This is a genomic window from Paenibacillus stellifer (assembly GCF_000758685.1).
GTDB classification, from domain to species: domain Bacteria; phylum Bacillota; class Bacilli; order Paenibacillales; family Paenibacillaceae; genus Paenibacillus_AQ; species Paenibacillus_AQ stellifer.
Window position 1 is genome coordinate 570,282 of record NZ_CP009286.1, and the last position, 21,951, is coordinate 592,232.

The 21,951-nt window shown below is 52.4% G+C and carries 23 protein-coding genes and 1 pseudogene; 12 read left to right on the forward strand and 12 right to left on the reverse strand.

Annotated features, from left to right (window positions below):
* Positions 1-52: 52 nt before the first annotated feature.
* Positions 53-979 (reverse strand): diacylglycerol/lipid kinase family protein, encoded by a 927-nt coding sequence (locus tag PSTEL_RS02775; RefSeq protein WP_038693331.1) that lies wholly within the window; start codon positions 977-979, stop codon positions 53-55.
* Positions 980-1,113: 134 nt separating this feature from the next.
* Positions 1,114-1,452 carry a DUF4870 domain-containing protein gene (locus PSTEL_RS02780; protein ID WP_038693332.1) on the reverse strand — a complete coding sequence of 113 codons (339 nt, stop codon included), beginning with the start codon at positions 1,450-1,452 and terminating at the stop codon, positions 1,114-1,116.
* A gap of 852 nt (positions 1,453-2,304) precedes the next feature.
* Here PSTEL_RS02780 and PSTEL_RS02785 point away from each other — a divergent pair.
* Positions 2,305-2,493: a hypothetical protein gene (locus PSTEL_RS02785; protein ID WP_038693335.1), complete on the forward strand. Its 189-nt coding sequence runs from the start codon at positions 2,305-2,307 to the stop codon at positions 2,491-2,493.
* A 612-nt stretch (positions 2,494-3,105) separates the two neighbouring features.
* The gene (locus PSTEL_RS02790) at positions 3,106-3,570 is read left to right on the forward strand and encodes a DUF420 domain-containing protein (protein ID WP_038693336.1); all 465 of its coding nucleotides are present in this window, start codon (positions 3,106-3,108) and stop codon (positions 3,568-3,570) included.
* Between the two features lie 35 nt (positions 3,571-3,605).
* Here PSTEL_RS02790 and PSTEL_RS02795 read toward each other — a convergent pair whose 3' ends face one another.
* Positions 3,606-4,862 (reverse strand): S41 family peptidase, encoded by a 1,257-nt coding sequence (locus tag PSTEL_RS02795; protein ID WP_038693338.1) that lies wholly within the window; start codon positions 4,860-4,862, stop codon positions 3,606-3,608.
* A 204-nt stretch (positions 4,863-5,066) separates the two neighbouring features.
* Between PSTEL_RS02795 and PSTEL_RS02800 the strand changes: the two genes are divergently transcribed.
* From PSTEL_RS02800 to PSTEL_RS02825, 6 genes are read left to right on the forward strand one after another with little or no spacing between them, the layout of a single operon-like run.
* Positions 5,067-5,795: a hypothetical protein gene (locus tag PSTEL_RS02800; RefSeq protein ID WP_038693340.1), complete on the forward strand. Its 729-nt coding sequence runs from the start codon at positions 5,067-5,069 to the stop codon at positions 5,793-5,795.
* A 35-nt stretch (positions 5,796-5,830) separates the two neighbouring features.
* Positions 5,831-6,241 carry a GntR family transcriptional regulator gene (locus PSTEL_RS02805; RefSeq protein WP_038700024.1) on the forward strand — a complete coding sequence of 137 codons (411 nt, stop codon included), beginning with the start codon at positions 5,831-5,833 and terminating at the stop codon, positions 6,239-6,241.
* Complete coding sequence (locus tag PSTEL_RS02810; RefSeq protein ID WP_038693342.1) at positions 6,241-7,158, forward strand: ABC transporter ATP-binding protein; 918 nt, start codon at positions 6,241-6,243, stop codon at positions 7,156-7,158. The genes PSTEL_RS02805 and PSTEL_RS02810 overlap by 1 nt, the downstream gene beginning before the upstream one ends.
* A gap of 18 nt (positions 7,159-7,176) precedes the next feature.
* On the forward strand, positions 7,177-8,079 hold the full coding sequence (locus tag PSTEL_RS02815; protein ID WP_038693344.1) for an ABC transporter ATP-binding protein: 903 nt from the start codon (positions 7,177-7,179) through the stop codon (positions 8,077-8,079).
* Positions 8,072-9,340, forward strand: coding sequence for an ABC transporter permease (locus PSTEL_RS02820; RefSeq protein ID WP_038693346.1), 1,269 nt, complete (start codon positions 8,072-8,074; stop codon positions 9,338-9,340). Before PSTEL_RS02815 ends, PSTEL_RS02820 begins: the two co-directional genes overlap by 8 nt.
* Positions 9,341-9,352: 12 nt before the next feature.
* Entirely contained in the window at positions 9,353-9,547 is a 195-nt protein-coding gene (locus PSTEL_RS02825; protein WP_038693348.1) for a hypothetical protein, read from the forward strand.
* 91 nt (positions 9,548-9,638) lie between these two features.
* Here PSTEL_RS02825 and PSTEL_RS02830 read toward each other — a convergent pair whose 3' ends face one another.
* On the reverse strand, positions 9,639-10,820 hold the full coding sequence (locus PSTEL_RS02830) for an MFS transporter (protein ID WP_425415272.1): 1,182 nt from the start codon (positions 10,818-10,820) through the stop codon (positions 9,639-9,641).
* A gap of 521 nt (positions 10,821-11,341) precedes the next feature.
* On the opposite strand from PSTEL_RS02830, the gene PSTEL_RS28800 reads away from it, so the two are divergent.
* The 4 genes from PSTEL_RS28800 (at position 11,342) to PSTEL_RS02850 (ending at position 15,054) form a co-directional block, all read left to right on the forward strand.
* Positions 11,342-12,232 (forward strand): metal-dependent hydrolase, encoded by an 891-nt coding sequence (locus tag PSTEL_RS28800; RefSeq protein WP_342666575.1) that lies wholly within the window; start codon positions 11,342-11,344, stop codon positions 12,230-12,232.
* A 95-nt stretch (positions 12,233-12,327) separates the two neighbouring features.
* Complete coding sequence (locus PSTEL_RS02840) at positions 12,328-12,915, forward strand: TetR/AcrR family transcriptional regulator (protein WP_038693353.1); 588 nt, start codon at positions 12,328-12,330, stop codon at positions 12,913-12,915.
* Between the two features lie 174 nt (positions 12,916-13,089).
* Positions 13,090-14,517: an MFS transporter gene (locus PSTEL_RS02845; RefSeq protein ID WP_038693355.1), complete on the forward strand. Its 1,428-nt coding sequence runs from the start codon at positions 13,090-13,092 to the stop codon at positions 14,515-14,517.
* A 78-nt stretch (positions 14,518-14,595) separates the two neighbouring features.
* Positions 14,596-15,054, forward strand: coding sequence for a nuclear transport factor 2 family protein (locus PSTEL_RS02850; RefSeq protein ID WP_038693356.1), 459 nt, complete (start codon positions 14,596-14,598; stop codon positions 15,052-15,054).
* A gap of 186 nt (positions 15,055-15,240) precedes the next feature.
* On the opposite strand, the pseudogene PSTEL_RS26665 reads toward PSTEL_RS02850, so the two are convergent.
* The 8 genes and pseudogenes from PSTEL_RS26665 to PSTEL_RS02875 form a co-directional block, all read right to left on the reverse strand.
* Positions 15,241-15,420, reverse strand: a pseudogene (locus PSTEL_RS26665) (glycine--tRNA ligase); the annotation flags it as partial.
* 164 nt (positions 15,421-15,584) lie between these two features.
* Positions 15,585-16,871 carry a response regulator gene (locus PSTEL_RS28805; protein ID WP_342666550.1) on the reverse strand — a complete coding sequence of 429 codons (1,287 nt, stop codon included), beginning with the start codon at positions 16,869-16,871 and terminating at the stop codon, positions 15,585-15,587.
* Positions 16,837-17,793 (reverse strand): sensor histidine kinase, encoded by a 957-nt coding sequence (locus PSTEL_RS28810; protein WP_342666551.1) that lies wholly within the window; start codon positions 17,791-17,793, stop codon positions 16,837-16,839. Before PSTEL_RS28810 ends, PSTEL_RS28805 begins: the two co-directional genes overlap by 35 nt.
* A complete protein-coding gene (locus tag PSTEL_RS28815) occupies positions 17,783-18,166 on the reverse strand; it encodes a hypothetical protein (protein WP_342666552.1) in 384 nt (127 codons plus the stop codon). Before PSTEL_RS28815 ends, PSTEL_RS28810 begins: the two co-directional genes overlap by 11 nt.
* 116 nt (positions 18,167-18,282) lie before the next feature.
* On the reverse strand, positions 18,283-18,552 hold the full coding sequence (locus tag PSTEL_RS28820; RefSeq protein ID WP_342666553.1) for a hypothetical protein: 270 nt from the start codon (positions 18,550-18,552) through the stop codon (positions 18,283-18,285).
* Between the two features lie 64 nt (positions 18,553-18,616).
* Complete coding sequence (locus PSTEL_RS02865) at positions 18,617-20,275, reverse strand: histidine kinase N-terminal 7TM domain-containing diguanylate cyclase (RefSeq protein WP_038693360.1); 1,659 nt, start codon at positions 20,273-20,275, stop codon at positions 18,617-18,619.
* 164 nt (positions 20,276-20,439) lie between these two features.
* Positions 20,440-21,159, reverse strand: coding sequence for a glycosyltransferase family 2 protein (locus tag PSTEL_RS02870; protein ID WP_038693362.1), 720 nt, complete (start codon positions 21,157-21,159; stop codon positions 20,440-20,442).
* Positions 21,159-21,896, reverse strand: a complete 738-nt coding sequence (locus PSTEL_RS02875; RefSeq protein ID WP_038693364.1) for a glycosyltransferase family 2 protein — start codon at positions 21,894-21,896, stop codon at positions 21,159-21,161. The genes PSTEL_RS02870 and PSTEL_RS02875 overlap by 1 nt, the downstream gene beginning before the upstream one ends.
* Positions 21,897-21,951: the final 55 nt, after the last annotated feature.

The following is a 21,951-nucleotide window of genomic DNA, read 5'->3' on the forward strand; positions in this document are numbered from 1 at the left end:
GAAGCAAAAGGCTAGAAGCAAAAGGCTAGAAGCTGGCGCCACACCCTGGAGGTTAATCTCCTCCAGGGCGCGGCGTCAGCACGGTCAGCGCTCCGGGCTCGCATCTGACGTCGGGCGATGCGCCGCCGAGATCTTCGCCGTCGGCGATGGCCGGCCGGCTCTCATCGAAGGAGACGGCTGCGCGTCTGCCCCGCAGCATCGTAACAAAGGGCAGCGATACATGGCTGCCCTTCAAGAGCGTCGGGAACAGCCGCAGCACCTGAAGGCGGCTGCAGCCGTGGACGACGCAGACATCGAGCAGGCCGTCCTCCGGCTTGGCCTGCGGCGCGATCAGCAATCCGCCTCCATAGCTCGGCAGATTGCAGACCGAGGCCAGCCAGACGTTCTCGAAGGCGTGCTTCTTCCCGTCGCAGACGATGACCGCGCGCCCCGGCTTGTACGTCATCAGGGTGTGCAGGATGCCGATAAGATAGGCTAGCCGCCCGGCATGCAGGGCGTTGCAGAGAGGCTTGTACCAGCCGGCGTTGACGTTGACCGCCACCTGGGCATCGAAGCCGCAGGCGACCGAGGTCAGCGTCGCGGCCTCGCTCTCTTCAGGGCCGGCGCCGACCAGCAGATCGGCGCCGGTCTTCGAGCCGCCCAGGATGATATCCAGGGCGGCTTCGGTCTGTTTCGGCACGCCGAAGCCGCGCGCCGTGTCATTGCCGGAGCCGGCCGGAATGATGCCGAGCGGCACGCCCCGGGACCTCAGCGTCGGCAGGACGCTGTGAATCGTGCCGTCGCCGCCGACGACGACGCAGGCAGTCCAGCTCTCCCGGCGGCTCAGCGCCCGCTCCACTTCCCGCCCGGCTCCTTCGGAGCTTCCCGTACGGAGAGCCTCATATTCCACTTGCCGTTCCTTAAGACATTCTTCGGCGCGCCGCCAGGCGCGCTCCCCCATTCCCCCGCCGGAGCGGGGATTGATGACGAACAAATACATGCACGTTCCCCCAGGTCCATAATCTTCAGATGCCATTCTTGTACCATTGTACCGAAGACGGATCCGGAATAGGGGAATTCTTTTCTATTTCCATGTTTCCCCTGGAACCTTGGTCCGATATAATCCTTAGGATGCTAGAGCCGCCGCAGCTGGCGCTCGGCGATATCTCCGGCCCACGGCAGCTTCTGCCAGTGACCCTGCAGCGCGTGGTAGGTCATGACCAGCCATACCGCGAAGCCGAGCAGGAAGCAGAGAGTTGCTACAAGAGCTCCGATGAACGGCAGCAGTCCGGCCAGTACGTGGCCGACCATGAGCGCGCCGTAAGCGAGCAGAGACTGGAGGGAATGGAACAGTACGAACCGGCTGCGCTTCTCCAGCGCAAGGAAGATGATTCCGCCTGCAAATGGGAAGAGGTAGCACAGCGCGGCGGCGATATAATCCGGGAGGCCGACGGAAGAACGGAAAGGGGACATCAGCTTCACTCTCCTGTCTCGGTAACACAAGCAGCGGATCGCCCGGCGGCGATCCGCTGCTGCTCTCTATAACCATATGAGCCTGCAGGACAAAGTATGAGCGGACCTTCGCCTCTTCGGCATTACGATAGGACTGGGATGATAACTGCTCCGTCAGCCGGCGGAGGTGCTTCCAGCGGGCTGTCCGGTTCCCGGCCCGGCTGTGATGACGGCTCCCTCCAGCCGATGGACTCGGGGCAATAGCTGAGTCTGCCTAATCACCGAGCCCTTCGCTATGGACATCGAGCCGCTACGGAGCGAAGCGCTGTGCATTGACTGGAACTTAAGGCGTTCTCGATGGTGTTAATTATCTAACTCTACCCCTTTTTGTTCCTGTAGAGAGATATTTCAATAGATTAACCTGGATTTTACCAAAATCCTCACAAAAAAAGCGTGAATGCTTCTCCATTCATGCTATAATGAAACATATGTTCGGTTGTTGTGATTATAAAAAAAATCCATCCGGGCATTTAGCAGGAAAGGTGGCAGTTGGGCTGGAATATGATACAATAAAACGATAAAGCCCCAAAGGAGTGATTCAGCTACTTGGCTTTTCGGGTAATTACAGTGTCAAGGCGGTTTTTACTGCCCGAAGCTCTCAGCCCAAATCGAGACGAACCTTCTTCACCGACTTCGGAGTCGACTGATCCGGCCGTGTAGTCCGGTTACAGGCCTCAGGAGGAGAATATGCAGGTCTTCCGGGACATACTCTCCGGGACTTACCGTCCTGCATTTCGAAGTAACATCAGACTTTTCATCATGCATTCTCTACAACGGAGCATTCATTTTCAATGTTTTGGGAGGGAACTGATCATGGCAAGTAAAGGTCACAATGAAGTCAAGGAAAGTCTGCGGGAAATGACACGTATTTTCCAGCCCAAGGATCCCAAGAAATTTGTCAGAGAGTATGTGCGCAAGTACCGGATAACGGGAGGATATGAGGAAGAGCTTACCATGGTCGTCGAGCACGAACTGGTCCGGATGAACTCATCCGTGTCCTAGCCAACCCGGCTTTCGCAAATGAATCGCAAATGATATGAACATATTATAAACCGTGATTTGCGAACGCCGCAAAGAACGGTTTTTTTGTAATCCAATCCATATAAATGTCGATAAATGAAGAATGGAATCCCATAATTGAGAACGCTTCACAGTTTACTTATATATGATACCGCTTTCTGTAATCGATTGCAATTGCTGAATTATCAAGACTTTAGCTTAATTAGAGCCTCCAGGCTGCAGCATGAAGACAGCATAGATCACCGTGATTCCGACAGGTAAAGCAGCGACTGTATTCAAAATATTGCATAACGCTGTAGCTCGTCCGGTTCTTCCGGTGCGGGAGCAGAAAGGCGGCATTGCAGAGGCAGAGAGCTTTTTTCGGAGGACAGATCTTCTTCGCTGGGGTTCGCTCCGGGATGAGGCGGATGGGTGGAATCGTGGTCGGTGAAGTTCATTCAGGGGCGGATTTTGGCCTGCGCGCTTGCTTCTGTCTTTCATCACTGGTATAAAAAAGAGTACGGGCAAGTTGCCGCGGAACATCTCCGGAGAGCATTCCGGTGCAAAAACGCGCTGCCGACTTGTGCAACTGCCGGTGACTTTAGGAGGACGAACATGGATATTTTCACCGTATTTCCGACGATCAGTACTGGATTTATCGTCATCAGCGCTGTGATGGTGGCCATCGGCTGGAGACTGATCATTCTGGGCAAGCGCAAAGCGCACAAGAAGGCGATGATCGCCGCCGCGATATTTGCTGTGCTGTTTTTTCTCGTGTACGCATCAAGAACCGTCTTTGTAGGGAACACCTCCTGGGGAGGGCCAGACGACTTGTCGACCTTGTACCATGTGTTTCTGATCTTTCACATCGTTCTCGCAACGGTGGCTGCCGTATTCGGCATCACGACGCTGACGCTGGGCTTCAAGGCCAAGTACGCCAAGCATCGCAAATGGGGGCGGGTGACTTCGGTCATCTGGTTCATCACCGCCATAACGGGCACCGCGGTATATATACTGCTGTATCTGATGTATCCGGGCGGCCACACCAAGCCGGTGTGGGAAGTCATTTTGGGCGCTTAAGAGCGCCCTTTTTTTATTGTAGAAGGTATAGCTCCTTATTGGAATTTATAATCCAGCGCTGCCTGCATGACGGGATCGACGCCTGCTCTAAAATCTTCGATGGTGGTGGGCACGGGGAGGTCGGGAGGGACTGCATCCTGTCCCAAATACAACGGATTATGATACTCGGTTGTGCAGTAGTAAGCCGTCAATCCGGACGCCGGAAGCTTCAGCGGAAGGATGTTTCCCGGCTTGTTCGGGTCCCCGTTGGTCGGTTCGCCGACCAGTTTGGCATGGAACTCCGTGCGCAGCGTAATAGCGGCGAACATTGCCGATGATGCTGTATCCCGGCTGGTCAGCACAAGCATATGGCGGACCAGCTCCGGATTTTGGGCCAAGCCCTCCAGCAGCGGCAGAAAGACGGCGGTATCCCCGCCGGAATTATTTCTCAAGTCGATAATCAGCCGGTCCACCGGCTGCTGCCGGGCCGTTTGTAGCATTTCTCCAGTGAACTGAAGCATGGAGAGGTTCTTGTCCTGCTCGCAGGAATTGTAGGCGATGTACATTGCTTTTGCCGAGGCTATATATTCGTACTGATAGTTGGAATCGCTCTGCCTGAAATTCTGCATGAACTGCTGCGCGGGCATGTATTCTGCAAATTCGGGCTTTAACAGGTTGGCATCGGTCATCGTTTCAGCCTTAACCGCAATCGTCTGCCCATCCTCTTTCTTGAAGGTCAGCTCCACTTTCTCAGTGTCCTCTATAATGCGAAGTCCCTTAAGCACAGAAGGCAAACGGAGATACATAGGAGCTCCATCCAAAAAACCAACCTCGTTATCCCGCGAAATATCCTTCTTCAGCTTCTCCAGAATTCGCGCCACCGGAACCCCTTCAATGGCGGTTAATTCGCTGTACAGAGTATCCCGGTACCCTGCCACGGTGCCTAACACATACACTTTACCCTCCTGGATGTATAAATTGAACGGAAGAAGCGGCTCCCGAGTAAAAGCGAGAAAGGTATGAACCTGTCCCAATGAAGCCAGCGCTCCCGACAGTTCCAGCTTCACCTCATCGTCGCTCCGGTACTTGGGAAGCTTGTCGATGATCGCCGTAATCCGCTCCCTGAAATCTTCAGCCAGCCGGGGATTTTGCTTCAGCGTAATTTCCTTCTCCGGGAACTCCCGCCGGACAAGCTCCAGATCGGACCTCCAATCGAGCTTTGGTCCCGTTTCACTGGAACAGGAGGCGAGAAGCGGCAGTAGGACAAGCAGAAGCACCGCGCAGAGAAGGAAATGAGGATAGCGATTGAACATGAATCTATTCCCCTTTACAGATATTGGATTTCACTTTGTTTATTATGCAGGCGGACCATTCCTGAGGGCAAGTGGGGAAAATTAAATTTTTTTCCAAGGAAGGGATTGACAATAGGGAGGCAGCTCTATACACTGTGTATATAAATATAAACAGTAAGCACAGCACATTCGGATTTCGAATCTGTGCCAAAGGATGGATCGCCAATGCAGACGTTGAAAGACTCCTGGTTTATACTGCGGGGAGATTACAGAGGCAATAAAATGATGCTCCTGTTCCAGCTGCTCTTCTCCATTATCTTCATGGGATATCTCGGAGCGTTCGCCGCAATGACCATCAATGACTCCCTCAAGGCGGGCGAACGGATGGTGATTACCGATTATCTGCTGCTCGCACTGACGCCGGCTATCGGGTTCACCTACTGCCGCAATACGATGAAGTATTGGAGCACGAATTCGTATACGAAGCTGTTGGCCTACCTGACTAGCCTGCCGATCCCGGTCCGCGTGATTCTCTGCAAAAGAAGGCTGCAGGCGCTGCTTACTTTCTTCTTCAACGGTCTGCTGTTCTTCGGTATTTTGTACGGTGTCGGTGTTCACCTGCGCGAGGCGCTATCCCTTCCTTCGTATCTCGTCTTCGCCCTTACCTGGACAGGGTACGGAATCGTACTGACCGGACTCTACATTTACTTCGAATATACCGTCAGCGGCAAGGCCTATTTCTGGCTCGTGCTGCTGATGATGGTGGCGGCGCTCGGTGTCGCGCTGTTGATCCGTCTGGCCGGGGGCAACCTGCTGCTGTACACGGTATCGAATGCAAAATCGCATGGCTTCCTGTCACCTCTGATGTGGGGCGCTCTGCTCGGCGGAGGCCTCTCCCTGTGGCTGTTCTCCAGGCTGACGGTCTACCGGCTCAAGAGCCGAGACCTCGTATGATTTCCGCGGATATAGGGAAGGCGGTGAACGGAAAAATGCGAATACCGGTTCAGATCGATGAGAGCAGCGCGGAGCCGCTGTATCACCAGATTGAGACGCAGCTGAGGTCCCTCATCATCAGCGGGAACATCGCGGAGGGTACGCTGCTTCCGTCCATCCGGGAGTTCGCGGGGGATCTGAAGTGCAGCGTCATTACAGTTCGCCGGGTCTATCAGGATCTGGAGAACGAGGGGCTGCTTCGGACCCGGCAAGGCACCGGAACGTTCGTCTCCCATGTCGGAGACGGGGCAAGGGAGGGATTCAAGCTGGAGACGGTACAGAAAGCGCTGGAAGCGGCGGCGGAGACCGGATGGTCGGTGCAGTACGATGAGGCCGAGCTGGTCGCGCTCTTTCGGGATATTGTGAAGCGCAAATACGGAGGACGGAAAGCGGAGGGTGAGAGCTGATGGCGCAGATGGCGGCGGAGCTAAGGAACGTAACCAAGAAGCGGCGAACCAAGACGGTAGGCCCGCTTCATCTGGAGGTGCAGGAGGGCTATATTACCGCGCTGGTGGGACAGAACGGCTCCGGCAAAAGCACGCTTCTGCAGATGCTGTTGAAGCTGACGCATCCGGACGAAGGCGAGATCCGCTGGTTCGGCCAGAGCTTCGAAGGCGAGCTGCCGCTGCCGGTCCGGCAGAGCATCGCCTATGTGGCGGAGCATCCGATCCGGCAGGAGGACTACTGGGGGCCGGAAGAAGCCGCCTGGTTCCGGAGCCGATGGTATCCGCAGTGGGACCAGGACTACTTCGAGAAGCTGATGAATACCTTCGAGGTGCCGAGAGGACAGAAGCTTGGGAAGATGTCCAAGGGTGAGCGCCGCAAGTTCGAAATCGCCGCCGCCCTTGCCGCAGGCCCGAAGCTGCTGCTGCTCGACGAGCCCTCCTCCGGCCTCGATCCCTTCGCCTGGAAAGCGATGATCGAGATTCTGCAGAGCTACATGGACGAAAGGCAGGCCGCGATTCTGATCTCCACCCATATTGTGGAGGAGGTGCGGCGGCTGGCCGATTATATCGCCCTGCTGCATCAGGGCAGGCTGCTCGGGATTATGGAGAAGGACGCTCTCCTGGGGGCGTGGACCGAGGTCTGGATCTCCGCCCATGACGAGGAGGAGCTCCAGGGAATCGCCGCTGAGCTGCCGGATGCCTTCCGGCCAGTCATGGGAGCTCCGGGAACCGCTTCTCTACTGACCTCCCGGCTTCCGGATTTGGAGAAACGCCTGACGGATTTGAACGTAAAGGTATTCAGAAGCCGCAGCCTGGATTTGGAAGAAAGCTTGGAGCTTTGGATCAAGGGATACACCCCGAAGGACATGGATGCGTAAGGAGAGGAGACAAGGACGATGGAAGCATTGAAACTGGAAGGTGTTGTGAAGCAGTACGGCGACAAAACGGCGGTGAACGGAATCAGCCTTGGCGTGGAGCAGGGTGAGATTTACGGACTGCTCGGAGCCAACGGCGCGGGCAAGACGACGACAATGCGGATGGTACTTGGCTTGATTTATCCCGACGGCGGCTCGATCCGGTATAACGACAAGCCGTTCAGCAGCGAGCTTCAGTCGATTATGGGCTATCTGCCCGAGGAGAGAGGGCTGTACCCGAAGGTGAAGGTCAGCGAACAGATCGTCTATCTGGCTCGTCTGCGCGGCATGTCCGCGGCCGAAGCGGACCAAAGCCTGCGCTACTGGCTGGACCGTTTTGAAGTACCCGAGTACTACAACAAGAAGATCGAGGAGCTGTCCAAGGGCAATCAGCAGAAAATGGGCTTCATCGCCGCCGTGGTTCATAAGCCGCAGATTCTGATTCTGGACGAGGCCTTCAGTGGTCTTGATCCCGTCAATGTCGAACTGCTCAAGGATACGGTCAAAGAGCTGCGTGATCAGGGAACGAGCATTCTGTTCTCCACCCACCGGATGGAGCATGTGGAGGAGCTGTGCCGGCATATCACCATTCTGGACCGGTCGAACACGGTCGTGCAGGGCGATATCCGCGAAATTAAGAAGGGCTATCCGAGGGAAGAAGTATTCCTGAGGACTTCGGGAGAAGTGGACGGCCTCGGCGGCATCCCCGGCGTAACCGCCGTGGAGCGGAAGGAGAGCGGATACACGGTGCGGATCGCCGATGTCACGGCTGCACAGCTTGTGTTGCGGAAGGCGCTGGAGCAGGGCGAGATCGAGCATTTCGAAATCAAGGAGCCGACGCTTAACCAAATCTTTATCAAGGCGGTGGGTGAATCTCATGAATAAAATGGGGACGATTATCGGGTTCACGTTCAAGAATAAGGTTAGAACGAAATCTTTTCTGATAACAACGCTGATTCTGGTCATTTTGCTAAGCATCGGGATGAATATCCCTTATCTGATCAAAGCGTTTCAAGGCGACGATGCGAACAGCTCGGGCTTGTCCATCGGCGTCGTGGCGGAGAGCGGAAGCCGTGCCACTGAGCTGCTTCAGAATTATGCCCAGCAGTCGGATACGGGCGCGAAGATCACGGTGTATCCAAGTGCTGACGATGCCGGTCTGAAGAAGGCGATGCAGGACGGACAGACGGACGGCTACCTGACCTTCACGGAGCAGGGGGGAGCCGGACTCTCGTCGGCCGTCTACCATTCCTCGGGCAGCGGCTCCAAGGCGCAGAGCTTCCTGCAGACCGCTCTCCAGCAGATCAACGCGCAGCTTATCGCCGGAGACAAGCTGACGGCGGAGCAGATCGCCGCGATGAACGCTCCGATCAGCCTTGGCATGGAGAAGATTAATGCCGACGGAGGGGAAGCGGCCGATGAGTCGCACCCGATCATCAACTATGTGCTTGTCTACTGCCTGCTGATTCTCTTCTTCATGTCGATCATGATGACTGGCAATATGATCTCGGCGGAAGTCACTTCGGAGAAGAGCTCCCGCATCATGGAAATTCTGATTACTAGCGCTGCGCCGCTGGCACAAATGTTCGGCAAGGTGATCGGCATTTTCCTGGTTGGCCTCATACAGATCGTGATCATCGCGGCAGCTGTTGCCGCCAACCTGCTGCTGCCTCATAACGCGGACGTGCTGAAGGATTTCAATCTCGACCTCGGCCAGCTCAGCGTCAGCCTGCTCGTCTACGGTCTGATCCTTTATATTCTCGGCTACTTCCTGTACGCGCTGATGTATGCCGCCGTTGGCTCCATCGTGAGCCGCACCGAGGATCTTGGCCAGGCGGTCATGCCGATCATGATGCTCGGCTTCGTGAACTTCTACGTGCCGCTGTTCAGTATTTCGGCCCCTAACACGATGCTCGTCAAAGTTGCAAGCTATGTGCCGTTCACTTCTCCGCTCAGCATGCTGCTGCGCATCGGCGTCGGCGACGTCGCCTTCTGGGAAATCGCCTTGTCGCTGCTGATTCTGCTGGTCACCTGCTTCGGAATGGGCTGGCTTGCCGCCAAGATCTACCGCACCGGCGTCCTTATGTACGGCAAGCGCCCGAGCATCAAGGAGCTGCGCAAGGCAATGAAGGCTTACAAAATTTAAGGAGTGGGAATAATGGATAAAAAACAGCAACACAATGTAGGCATGCTGTTCTTAGCCTCTTTTTCCTTGCTCACAGTGAGCCGCTATTTTCCTGCTAATGGAAGTACTCTGCTGGATTTCACGCAAGGAATTCTAGCCGGTGTAGGCATAGGCGGAATGGTGATGACAATCGTAACTTTCGGTAGATATTATAAGCGCAGCCATTAAGGCAGGGTTCTGCTGCAGAGCTTAATATAGTTGATTGACAGGCTCATCCGTGGTTGAAACGGGTGAGCCTTTTTGATGCACCGTTACATGCTCAAAGCTTTCGGATCGGCGTGATCAGTGCGATGACTACCTCCAGGATTTTGGCACCTGCTGCTACAGCGAATACCGCTCGCGGATCGGTCCATTCCGACAGGGCGGCTCCGGACATCGCTCCCAAGGGCATGGCCAAACGGGTCAGCATTCTGGAGAAGCCAAGCACCCGTCCGATCATATCGGATGGAATGGTCTCTTGGCGTACGGAGGTGACAATCGTATTCCAGGCAACGTTGCAGACCGTGACCGCGAAAAATGCGATCCCGGGAGCAAGCCAGAAATGACTGACCGAAGCAAAAAGGAAACCGACCGTTCCGATTCCCAGCAGCACTGGGATCAATGTGCCCCTGCGGAACCGACTCTCCAGCGGAACGGCCAGAATGCTTCCGATGATGCCTCCAAATCCAAGCAGGGTATAGTTAATGCTGCTCTGCTGGGTATTCAGATGGAGAGTGTTCAGCAGGTAGAACATCAACACGCCGAAAGCCGCGCTGTAGCCGAAGTTACCAATCATCGCCTGGAAGGAGAAGGAGAGATTAATTTTGGAATGGATGAGCCATTTGAAGCCTTCCCCGATGTCTTTGAAAATCTGCGGCAGACTGGCCATCGGCTTGGGCTTGCTAAAGCTTGGCATAAGCATCAGAACGACGAGTGTTCCCGCGAATGATACAGCATCGATCCACAGCGTGTTGAATCCCCCGACGGCTACGATAATCACGCCGGCAAGCAGCGGTCCCGCCAGCTCCGCGATTTGATTGCTCAACTGGTAGGAGGCGTTAGCCCGCGTCAATTGTTTGGGTGCCAGCGAAGGGATAATGGCAACGATGGAAACGTCGAACATCAGTGAAAGTATGGTGAGCACGAAGGAAATCGCGTAAAGATGCCACAACTGCAGAACTCCACCAAAGTGCAGCAGGGGGATCAGCCCGACGAGCAGCGCTCTGGAGCTATCGGTAATGATCATCAGCTTTTTTCGTTCCCATCGGTCGACCATACTGCCCACAACCGGCCCGAACAAGACGATCGGCAGAACGCTCACCGCATACATGGACCCCATCACGATACTGGATTGGGTTAATTTGTAGGAGATCCAGGGAATGGCGAAAGAAAACAGGGAATCCCCCAATCTGGAAATGAACATCCCCATCAGAAACCGGATATAGGAGAGGGGCAATTCCAGAAGCGTATGCGCTGGAACCGCCTGCTCATCCGTCTCAGGCTGCAGGGGTGAAGACGTACTTGAATTTGGCACCGATTAACCTTCTTTCACCTAGGAAACGAAATAAGGATTTGCTTCGCGATTTGTTTAACATAAGACTCCCGAATAAAGGAATAGCGATCTCCGGGGCTGGTTACCGCCTGAAGATCGCAAGACAGCCCCTTCCAGCCTAAGGCGGGATCATCTGCTGCTTTTTGCAAGTATCCGCTGCAGAAACAACAAGTAGGCTGCTGTTATATGGCCGCGATGTGTAGCACTTTGGTTGATTTTCCCCTGCAGTGTGCGAGGAAGTACATCCAGATATAGGCGTAAAGGAAGAAAATAGAAAGGGAGAGCCCTCAGAATACAGCCTTCTCAAGGGTCTGTCTATCATAAGATGCACAGATCGGCATAGAGTTCGTTACCATAGCAACTCGATCATTTCATGACCTTCTCAGAAAGGAATAACAAATATGAATGCTAATATGTACTTGTTTTTTCATATGTTTTCACATGTGATATTTGGGGCGTCTATTATGTGGTGTTGTCTCCCAAGACAAACCTGGAAAGACATTGTTACAACATTGAGTTTCGGTGCTCTTTGTGGTATATTGCCAGACCTTTTCGGTGGACGAGCGACTAATCCGTGGTCCCATTCTATTTTTGTACCGCCCTTTTTAGCTTTAGGAGTTGCTTTCATAGCCAAGCGTATATATAAAACGGTGAGTTTCAAGCGGGTTTGGGGAACTTGTATTTTAGCTGTGTTGATAGGGCATTTATTCTTAGATTATTTGGGACATGAAATTCCCTTACTGTATCCATTTGATCATGTTTCTTTACGCATGGGCGCAATAACTTTGGGAGACCCGATAATCTGGGTTCCATTATTAATTGGAGTAACAGTGGGTTTATGCAAGAAGCTTAAGCCCAGGTTGCCAGTGTTTATAGCTATCTTATGGGTGATTCTCTATTTATCGTTCCGAATAACAGCAATGGAGATCATATATCATAAAGTAGAGGCGCAGTATCCCGTGTCAGAAAAATCCCACATCATTGTAGAGCCCAATACACATTATGAGTACTCCTTTTTTTCAAGGGATTGGCTAGAATATCGATTCAAAATAATCAGCTCTCACCATCTGAGAGGCGGGTATGCCGGCATCTTGGGGGAAAAGTTGGGCACAACAGAATGGCATACTTTTTTTCCAACTGGACGAGAAATACAATTCATAGACGGGATAGAAGTACCCACGGTTAATGCAAATTTGTTCTCTCTATTCGTTCTGGAAGAATGGACTGAAGATGGGCATTCATTTGTAAAAGGACAAGCTAACAATAAAATATATGTGTATAAAGAGGTTAGAAAGAATCAGTGGGAAGAGCAGGTTAAGTGAAGAAAATAAAGTAAGCCTTATTTCAGATCAAAACCCTCATTCTTGACTGTATGATCTAAAAAGTGTAGTATGAGGGACAGAAAGGAGGGTATGAAATGGCAAGAAGCAAAGAATTCGATACCACCGAAGTGCTGCATAAGGCAATGGAAGTCTTCGGCTACTATGGTTATGAAGGCACGTCCCTCCAGAATTTGCTCGACGGACTGGGGATTGCCCGCCAGAGTCTGTATGATACGTACGGGACGAAGAGAGATCTGTTCATCAAGGCCGTGAAGCAGTATGTTGAAGGGAAATCTTCAGCGGCCGCTGCCTATCTGGCTTCTGCGGATTCTGTCAAAACGGCGGTCGCCGACATTTTTCAGACCATTGTGTCGGTGCTGCAGGATGAAGAACAGCGGAAGGAATGCCTGATCTTGCATAGCGCCATCGATCAAGTGCCTCATGATCCTGAAATCGCAGCGCTGTTTGAAAAAGATCGGCAGCTGTTGGAACAAGCCTTCTATGACGCATTGGTTCGGGGGCAGGCCCGGGGAGAGCTGGGTCCAAATCAGGACTTGCATGCTCTTGCGCGATATTTATATCATGCGAGATACGGATTGACCCAAGCGGCGAAGCTATTTAACGATCCTCAGGTTCTGGAAGATATCTCAGCTGTTGTGCTCTCTACGCTCAATCGCTGTTAAAACAGTCTGATTTTTTGTCAATATCAGATCGTTCGGTCTGGTTTGGCCTGAATCGGATATCATGAAAGGATGCTCAAGCGAGCATAACATGTGACTGAATGGGCAGGATCGTTAAATCATTATTTTTTTAATCAAAACAGACTATTTAGTCCAAAATGAAAAGGAGATGAAATCATGAATACAAACCGGCATAAAGGCCTCGCTTTGATGCTTCTTGCCGTATCCCAGTTAATATTGGCGCTTGATTACACGATCATTTTTGTAGCCTTGCCTTCATTGGGAGACGCATTGGGATTCTCCGCCAACAATCTGCAGTGGGTCGTCAGCGCGTACTCGCTCGTCTTCGGGGGATTTCTGCTGATTGGAGGACGATTGTCCGATTTGCTGGGCAGACGGAAAATGTTCATCGTCGCAATGGCCCTCTTCGGATCGGGTTCATTGCTCGGCGGTCTGGCAACCTCGCAAATGATGTTGATCATAGCAAGAGGGCTTCAAGGCCTCGGAGGAGCGCTGCTGTCGCCGGCAACGTTGTCGCTGATTATGTCGAACTTCGATGAAGGTGCCGAGCGCAACCGGGCAATGGGCATCTGGGCCGCTATGGGCGGCGTCGGCTTGTCGCTTGGCTTGCTGCTTGGCGGAATGCTAACCAGTTATGTCGGATGGGAATCCACATTTTTCGTCAATGTGCCGATTACGATCATCGCGATTATTCTTGCGCCAATCGTCTTCATAGAGAGCAAGACTGAATCCGGGAAAAGGCATTTTGACGCGGCAGGCGCGATGTCGGTAACGGCGGGCATGGTTCTTATCGTCTATTACTTGATCCAGTCTCCGGTAGAAGGCTGGGGCAGTGCGGGGACGCTTCCGTTCGGACTCATCGGAGCCGTTCTGCTTCTTCTGTTCGTGGTCATCGAGAGCCGCACGAAGGCGCCGTTAATCCCATTCAGATTGTTCCGCAACCGCAATTTGACCGGGGCCGCCTTGATGGCGACACTGTTCTCGGCTTCATTCGGCACGCTCTACTACTTCTTGACCTTGTACACACAAGGGGTTCTGCACTATTCGGCGATCCTGTCCGGAGTAAGCTCCTTGCCGCTGACGATCAGCGCATTCCTGGGAGCAAAACTCATCAACAAAATGCTGTCCACCGCAGGGGTGGCCGGAACGCTCGCTATCGGTATGGGGCTTGGGGGCATCGGGTTCTTGCTCCTTAGCAGGCTGTCCGAATCGGGCAGTGCATGGGGGATTATTCCCGGAACCGTGATCATCGGCATTGGCCAGGCGCTTGTGTTCACGACCATGTTCATTGCAGGCAGCACGGGAATCGATCCGAAGGAGCAAGGCGTAGCCTCTGCAATGATTTCGACCGGCCAACAAATCGGCGGCGCAGTCGGCCTTGCTGTCATCATGGCCATCATATCAGCCAGCCTGGGATCGAGTACGACGCTGGAATCGATGGCGGCCGCTGACCTGAATCAAGCCATTCACACGGCATTCCTGATCGCAGCCAGCGTTACAATCTTGGCTATTCTCGTTGCCCTCTCGACGCTGAGACAGAAGAAGACGACGGAGGTCAATACGCAGTTACCGACATCGCATTGAGAAAGTGCCTTATTTTTTGAGAATATTGGATCGAACGATCTAATATATAATTTGACAAATCGACTGGAGGAAAATATCATGACAAACCAACTGTTAACGCAAGACGAAATCCGCACAAGAGCACAGGAAGCATTCAAGAATCATCTGAAATATTTGTCGGGCGGAGATATTGAGGCGTGGGTGAATTTGTGGCAGGAGGACGGAGTGCTTGAGTTTCCATACGGCCCTGCGGGGTTTCCGGAATTGAAGGAAGGGAAAGCGGAGCTTTTTGACTACATGCAGAATTTTCCGAAGCATTTTGAAGTGCAGTTCACTGACCTTGAATTTCACCTGACAGCCGATCCGGAGCTTGTGATTGCAGAGTTCAAATCGTTCGGGAAGCACCAGGAGACAGGCAACCCATACAATCAGACCTATATCAGCGTTGTTCAGACGAAGGACGGCCTTATCGCACGGTATCGCGATTTCTGGAATCCGCTCGTTGCGATTGAATCCGTCGGCAGCATGAATGATGCGGTCCGGTTCTCGGAGAACTAATCAGGAAGCCGGGTATTGCCCGCCAATGATAGCATTGACCCGGCTCCCATGATCCAAAGATTGCAGCACGGATAAACCGCTTGACCTAGAGTTCACTCTAGGTCTTATTCTTTTTTTGCACAAGCAAGGCGAGTATAGAAAAGGAGTGACATGTGATGAAGTACAATTTGTTAGGCGGCACCGGGTTACGTTATAGGGGGATTCCTGAATGAATTTCTTCCACCGGGCACGCTTGATGTTGTTCTTCAACTCCACGCCAAGCGGGCCGTAGTCCCATGTGTTCGCCAGACCGCTGTAAATATCGGATCCCGGGAAAATAAAACCGCGATACTTGGCCAGCGCAACGATTTGTTCCATTGCTGCGATACTGCTCATCGTTAATCGCTCCTTCGTTCAATGGTTTGCTGCGAATGCCCATAAATAACGAAAAAAGCCCCCGTCACTAAGGCATCGTCTTCGATGCCCAGGGACGAGAGCTCATTGCACCCGCGGTTCCACCCTAGTGCTGACATGCCCGGGCCTTCATTTGATTAAGGTGCCTCTGGAGAAATGAATTTGGCTGCCGGCTGACCGGATCGCTGCCATCCGGCACACTTTATTTGACTCTCGAAGGCATCTTGTCCGGAATGACAAAGGATACAAGTGGTGCCTTCATTGGGCTTGCTGTGAATAGACAGTCCTTGACCGTATAACTGCTTCAATCGCCGGTTGGTATTGGATAGTCCGATTCCGCTCGTTCCCTTCAGAGTCGGGTTAAGCAGCCTGGCAATCTGCTCCGGTTCCATCCCCTTGCCGTTATCGATGACTTCAACAAGCGTGAAGCCGTCATGGCGGGCAATCCGGATATGAACCGTACCGCCTTTAGTCTTGCTGAGAATACCGTGCTTGACGGCATTCTCGACAAGCGGCTGGATGGAAAGCGGCGGAAGGAGCAGCCCGATGCCGGGTTCGACTTCCCATTGGATAGTTAGCCTGTCCCCGAATCGTTCCTTCTCAATATACAAATAGGCTTCGACCAGCTCCAGCTCATGGGAAAGTTTGACCCGTTCCTCGGTATTGAGAAAGTTAAAGCTGATCCGCAGAAAGGAGGCGAAGGCGTCGCCCAGCATACGCATCTTCTCCGTGTCGATATCGCTTAAAGCCATAATGGAATTAAGCGTGTTGAACAGAAAATGAGGATGAATTTGCGCCTGCAGATAAGCGGCTTCAATGCGCAGGCGTTCATTTATGGATTGTTTCAAGGTGATCAAAGCCCCGATCCGGTATCTCAGTTCCATCGCATCTACAGGTTTGGTCACATAATCGTTGGCTCCCGACATGAACCCGGTGTAGATGTCCGCAGGCTGGCTGCGCGCAGTCAGCAGCAGCACCGGAAGCTCGGACAGGGAGAACTGCTCACGCACTTTCTGCGTTAGCTCATAGCCGGACATATGAGGCATCATGACATCCGCGATCAGCAGATCCCACTGCCGGGTGCCGAGCAGGCTCAGCACTTCCTGGGCTGAGCTTACGGTTGTGATCTGGTAAGGCTCCGTCGAGAGAATGCCGGTGAGCACATTCAGGTTGACGGGATCATCATCCACCGCGAGAATCTGGATATGACTGCCGTTCAATAGCGGCGGGATGTGAGCAGCAGCGGCGAGCTCGCTTGCCGCCGTGTCCGGAACAACCGGTCCGGGTGACAGCTCTTTCGCTTCCCGGTGAAGCGGAAGTGCCGGATTCGTTTGTGAGGAGACCGACGGTTCTGCGAGCGGCAAAGTGAAGCTGAAGACGGAGCCCTTGTCAGGCTCGGAGCGATACGGTAAGCTGACCGCCATGCAGCTCCACCAGCTGCCGGCATATACTTAAACCTAGCCCGATGCCTCTTCCATCGCTTCTCCTGTAATCTCCTTGCTCATAAGGCTGAAACACCCTTGCCTGTGTTTCTTCATTCATGCCGACCCCGGTGTCGGCAACCTCAATAACCGCCTGGCCGTTACGCACTTCGGCGGAGATCGAGACGGTCCCTTCCTCCGTGTATTTGAGGGCATTATGCAGTAAGTTGTACAGCACTTGCACGATTCTCTTCTCGTCGGCCATGACCGGCGGCATCATCTCCGGTACACTCTGAATAAGCCGGATCGGTCTGCCCTGGGTCATAAATTGAAGCATGCCGATTACGCCGGGAATGATCGCTTGAATCCGGAGGGAATCCTGCTGCAGGATAATGCGATGCTCTTTAAGTCGCGCGGCATCCAGAAGATCGCTCAGCAGATAGGACATGCGCCTGCTTATCGTGATCAGCAGATTCATATCATTAAGGCTGCCTTCGCTCAGCCTGTCTTGTTCCTTGGTTGCAACGGTCTGGGCAATATTCATAATTCCGTGCAGGGGTGTTCTCAGCTCATGCGATGTGTTGGCGAGAAATTGGTCCTTCAGCCTGTCCGCTTCTTTCAACTGCTCATTCAGCTGAGTGTTCTCTTGGGATTTGTGGAAGTATTTCTTAAACCAGTATGCCGAAAATCCGATAATGGCCGAAATGATATCGATTGGATAGTAGACGGGAGTAACCGCCCAATGAGAATTCCATATGCCCCAGAAAACGCTGGAAATGATGCTTGCGGAAGACAGCAGCAGGAAGACGGCGTCCTTGTCGGTGCGCTCCCGGAAGATCATCATCCCCGCCACAAGAAGAAACCAGGCAAATGAAAAGAAATAGAAAAAGTAATAGATCCCCAGATGGACGCTTTCATAGACCATTGAAGCCGGTGAGGCCAGCAGAAACCCCGAGTAGCACAGAAGTGCGGCTATGAATACGCGCAGCACCCGGTTCTTCGGAGGAGCCGCTGAGAATTTTCGGATAACCAGAAGACCATAGCATGAGCAGGTTATCATGACCGGATACAATTGCGACTCCAACCGTTAGCGTCAGCAGGCCGAAATAGAACAAAGCCCGTTCCTTCGGGTTGAACAGGTAGAAGATACTGGCATACACGGAGTGAAGCAGCAAAATGATAAACGCTACCATTTGGAATCCGATCGAATACCAACGCGCATAGTCAATCTCCGCCTGGGAGCCGAAGCGGATGGAACTCAGGATACCGCCGTTATATGGATCATCATAATTGGCCACCTGGATGAGCAAATCAATCTCTGTCGCGCCTTCCGATGTGTAGGACGGGGAATAGGAGATATTCCTGGGGTTGTATGCATCGGCACTCTCCGCGACTGTTCCGAAGTTGGCCGTGCTTATTCGACCTGTACATATCGGGCTGTATGATCAGCCTTACGCAGATCCTGACGGGACACGAGGCTTTCCGGATAGAACTGCCATTCGCCATCCAGAGAGAATGAGGGGGACTTCTCCAAATCCCGGCCGCGCAGGTCAAGTACACCATTAACAGCCAGCGGCTGTTTTGATACCGGAAAAAGCTCGGACCACGTCCAGCGCAGGCCAATGAGAAGGCCGACAAACAAGACGATGACGGAAATATACTTGATGGCGGTTTTGTTAATCACTCGCATCATACCTGGCATTGTGACATGAATCAGTCTCTTCCTTTCAATCTCGGGTGGAACGGTTCTATTGAACCAGGCTGACAATCCGGTTGCGTCCTTCATGCTTGGCCTGGTACAGCGCCTTGTCTACGGCTTTAAACAATTCATTTAATAGGGTTTTGGGGTCCTGGTGGAGCTCCTCCGGATAATTCTGGATGGTTAACAGCCCCATGCTGATCGTAACAGATATAGGATGAACGACATGCTCGATGATCACCGCATTCGATTCCACATTAGCCTTGATTTCTTCCGCCAGAAGCTGTGCCAGGGATTCGTCTGTGTCAGGCAAATAGATGATAAATTCTTCCCCGCCATAACGCGCCAGAACATCCGCCTCGCGCAGAGTCCCCTTAATGACTTCCACCGTATGGCAGATCACCTCATCCCCGGCCAAATGGCCGTAATTATCGTTAACCGATTTAAAATAGTCGATATCGAGCAGAATGATGGCAAACGGCCGCTGAAAGATGCTGGGCTTCATCAGCTCGTCCTCCAGCTTTTGCGTCAAATAGTGGCGGTTGTAACAGCCTGTCAAGCTGTCGGTGATCGCGATCTTTTTCAGCTTCCGGTTAGTCTGATACAGCTCCTTCTGCACCTCGATCAACGATTCGTTGCGTTCCTGCAGGACGATGTTCTGATGGCTGGTCTCATCAAGAAGACGGCGCATCTCGGAGATATCCTGGAAAGTAATGATCCGCCCTATCATGGTGCCGCCGACCATGATGGCCGCGGCATGGACATGAAGATACCTCCGGTACTTCGGGTAATAGACTTCGATTTCGCAGTCCTTCAGCGGATGCTCCCGGTAGGTATGCAGGAAGTCGTTGGGGCTGAGCGCTCCTTGGGGGAAGAGGGCCGCTATGTTGAAACGGTCCCCGATATGCAGGTTCAAGTAAGGGCGCAGCGATTGATTGATTTCAACTACGCACTCATTGTCATCCAGCACCAGAATCCCATAGGCCATCGTATCTATTATATCTTGATGGGCGATGGTCACGATATCAAGCACTTTATCCCGATTAATGGAAATGACAAAGAAGATTGCCGATATTAAAATGCCAAGAGAAGTCATTCCCGGGATGACGGGCAAATAGTCGGATAGCACAACATTCAGAAAGATATCGAGCAGAAGGAGAGCGGTTACAGCCACCAGCCCTTTAAGCATAAGCATGATCTGTTGTTTTTTGCGGGGCGTACGACCCGATGCCAGAGCCAAATATATCATATAGAGCGAAGCGATCGGATACAATACCAGGATGCAAATATAGAACCAGAAGATAGGTCCATAGATTCTCTCGACATACCCGCCGTTCACAGGGAGAACAAATAAGCCGTGTGGATTCACGAGGATACCCAACAGGGCGACGAGTGTGGGAAGGAGCAGCCACGCCCATATTTTTCTCCGCAGAAACTGGATTTGGCCGGTAATAAGAATTGTGAAGTACAGCCATCCTGCCGTAATCACCGCCGAATCCACAAATGCAAGCTTCACATATAATAATTGATAGCCGGGGTTGTCGATCGTCTTGATGACGAACTGACTGTACGGCCATATCATCATGGCGAAGTGGAAGGTCAAATAAACCTTGTGCAGCTTAGTGATGGTAACGGTGACGAAAATATATATAAACAGGGCGAACAAAATAAAGAACAGCAGTAGATCAATCCATGCCTGTAAACCCAATATTGTACACCTTCTTGTTAATTGTATTCATCGAATCTTCGTGGGTCTAAGGTCGTGCATCTTCTTTCTACTATATAATTGGCATGACAAGAAAACAATATTTTTGAAGGATATCATTGGAATTCATAAAGCGGAGGCATGATAGCGGCCGAAGCAGGGACGGGTCAACCCCGTCCCACAAATCGCCGTGCATCTTTCACCTTAAGCACCTTGGCGTTCCTTGTCATCAGATTCTTGTCGCTTACGATCCAGGTATGGCCCATGGAGTTCCTTCTTCGAATCGCAAGAAAATGCGAGGGGCTGCCCGAATAAATCTTATAGCCTTTGGACAGGCAGCCCGAACAAAACTTCACGCATTCTCCCCGGTTCAGATTGTGGAAACGGACCTTGCGGAAGACATGCCGCTTCACGAGCAGAGTCGCTCCCTGGACGAGGGAAACATATCGGTTGGCCTTGTTGCCGTAACGCAGGAGAAGTTGCTTGCTGCCGTTCAGATGCATATAGTGAGCCCGTTTTCCTACAATATCGGCGTCTGTCCTCTTCATGACCCGCACACTATCCGTTAAATAGCCCGGCGCATAATAGTCGTCATCGTCAAATTTGGCGATCAGGCTGTAACGGGAACGCTCAACTCCATAATTCAGGCAGTATCCAAGCGATACATGACCGGGCAGGCGGTAGACGATTACGTTCCGGTACCGCTTCGCGGCTTGGATATACTCCTCCGCCTTCAGGCCGTTATGATTCAGGATGACGATAAGCTCTTTATTGCTGAAAGTCTGCCTGCTGTAATTATGGAACAGGGCGTCCATGCAATGACGGCGCTTAGTGCATGTAATGATGGATACCCCATGCGGAGTATGGGAAATATCGGGGGCCGTCATTAATGAACGCCCTTTGGTTTTCTTTGGACAAATGTCTTGTAATTTCTCACGTTCGGGATCGTTCTGTGGTGGGCGATCAGTTCTTTATCGCTGATGACCCAGGTGTGCTTGGAAGAATTCTTCCGGCGTATAGCCGCAAAGTTATGTCTGCCCGCCGAGTAGACTTTGAACCCCTTTTTCTTGCTTCTGAGGCAAAAAAGATCATCCTCGCCGACGCTTCTGTCCGGAAAACGCACCCGGTTTAACACACTGCGCTTCATGACAAGAGTAGCGCCTGGAAGCCGGGATGCCCGCTTGTTCTCATCATGCGGAAACCGGAGAATCAGCGTTTTGGACCCTTGCAGATACATATAATGAGCCCGCTTTCCAATAACATCGGCCTTCGTTCTGCGAAAGGACAGCAGGCTGTCTGTCAAGTAATAGGGAGCGTAATAATCGTCGTCGTCGAATTTGGCAATATAGCTGTATTTCGTTTTCCCCACGGCGTAGTTCAAGCAGGCACCGAGAGATATGCGCTCCGGAACGCGGAAGACGCGCACGCTGCGCAGCTTCTTGGCCATTTTTTGATAGGGTTCAAGAGGGATCTTGTCGCTGTTGACGACAATGATGAGTTCTTTGGTGGGATGGGATTGTCTGCTGTAATTATCGAACAGGTTTCTCAAACAGCTGTGGCGATTGGTACAGGTTATAATGGAAACTCCCTGCTTATGAACCGAGTTTCTTGAGCCGGCTGCCATGACATCGCTCCCTTTATCTCTGAGTGTCTCTCACATCTATCTCTACAAAATATGT

What these genes read in the sequence shown, in the direction of transcription:
- PSTEL_RS02800 (WP_038693340.1), top strand. Translation starts at nt 5,067, where the DNA reads ATGCAGACGTTGAAAGACTCCTGGTTTATACTGCGGGGAGATTACAGA.
- PSTEL_RS02815 (WP_038693344.1), top strand. Translation starts at nt 7,177, where the DNA reads ATGGAAGCATTGAAACTGGAAGGTGTTGTGAAGCAGTACGGCGACAAA.
- PSTEL_RS28800 (WP_342666575.1), top strand. Translation starts at nt 11,342, where the DNA reads ATGTTTTCACATGTGATATTTGGGGCGTCTATTATGTGGTGTTGTCTC.
- PSTEL_RS02780 (WP_038693332.1), bottom strand. Translation starts at nt 1,452, where the DNA reads ATGTCCCCTTTCCGTTCTTCCGTCGGCCTCCCGGATTATATCGCCGCC.
- PSTEL_RS02820 (WP_038693346.1), top strand. Translation starts at nt 8,072, where the DNA reads ATGAATAAAATGGGGACGATTATCGGGTTCACGTTCAAGAATAAGGTT.
- PSTEL_RS02850 (WP_038693356.1), top strand. Translation starts at nt 14,596, where the DNA reads ATGACAAACCAACTGTTAACGCAAGACGAAATCCGCACAAGAGCACAG.
- PSTEL_RS02825 (WP_038693348.1), top strand. Translation starts at nt 9,353, where the DNA reads ATGGATAAAAAACAGCAACACAATGTAGGCATGCTGTTCTTAGCCTCT.
- PSTEL_RS02870 (WP_038693362.1), bottom strand. Translation starts at nt 21,159, where the DNA reads ATGACGGCCCCCGATATTTCCCATACTCCGCATGGGGTATCCATCATT.
- PSTEL_RS02785 (WP_038693335.1), top strand. Translation starts at nt 2,305, where the DNA reads ATGGCAAGTAAAGGTCACAATGAAGTCAAGGAAAGTCTGCGGGAAATG.
- PSTEL_RS02875 (WP_038693364.1), bottom strand. Translation starts at nt 21,896, where the DNA reads ATGGCAGCCGGCTCAAGAAACTCGGTTCATAAGCAGGGAGTTTCCATT.
- PSTEL_RS02805 (WP_038700024.1), top strand. Translation starts at nt 5,831, where the DNA reads ATGCGAATACCGGTTCAGATCGATGAGAGCAGCGCGGAGCCGCTGTAT.
- PSTEL_RS28810 (WP_342666551.1), bottom strand. Translation starts at nt 17,793, where the DNA reads ATGGTCTATGAAAGCGTCCATCTGGGGATCTATTACTTTTTCTATTTC.
- PSTEL_RS02810 (WP_038693342.1), top strand. Translation starts at nt 6,241, where the DNA reads ATGGCGCAGATGGCGGCGGAGCTAAGGAACGTAACCAAGAAGCGGCGA.
- PSTEL_RS02795 (WP_038693338.1), bottom strand. Translation starts at nt 4,862, where the DNA reads ATGTTCAATCGCTATCCTCATTTCCTTCTCTGCGCGGTGCTTCTGCTT.
- PSTEL_RS02775 (WP_038693331.1), bottom strand. Translation starts at nt 979, where the DNA reads ATGTATTTGTTCGTCATCAATCCCCGCTCCGGCGGGGGAATGGGGGAG.
- PSTEL_RS28805 (WP_342666550.1), bottom strand. Translation starts at nt 16,871, where the DNA reads ATGGCGGTCAGCTTACCGTATCGCTCCGAGCCTGACAAGGGCTCCGTC.
- PSTEL_RS02840 (WP_038693353.1), top strand. Translation starts at nt 12,328, where the DNA reads ATGGCAAGAAGCAAAGAATTCGATACCACCGAAGTGCTGCATAAGGCA.
- PSTEL_RS02790 (WP_038693336.1), top strand. Translation starts at nt 3,106, where the DNA reads ATGGATATTTTCACCGTATTTCCGACGATCAGTACTGGATTTATCGTC.
- PSTEL_RS02845 (WP_038693355.1), top strand. Translation starts at nt 13,090, where the DNA reads ATGAATACAAACCGGCATAAAGGCCTCGCTTTGATGCTTCTTGCCGTA.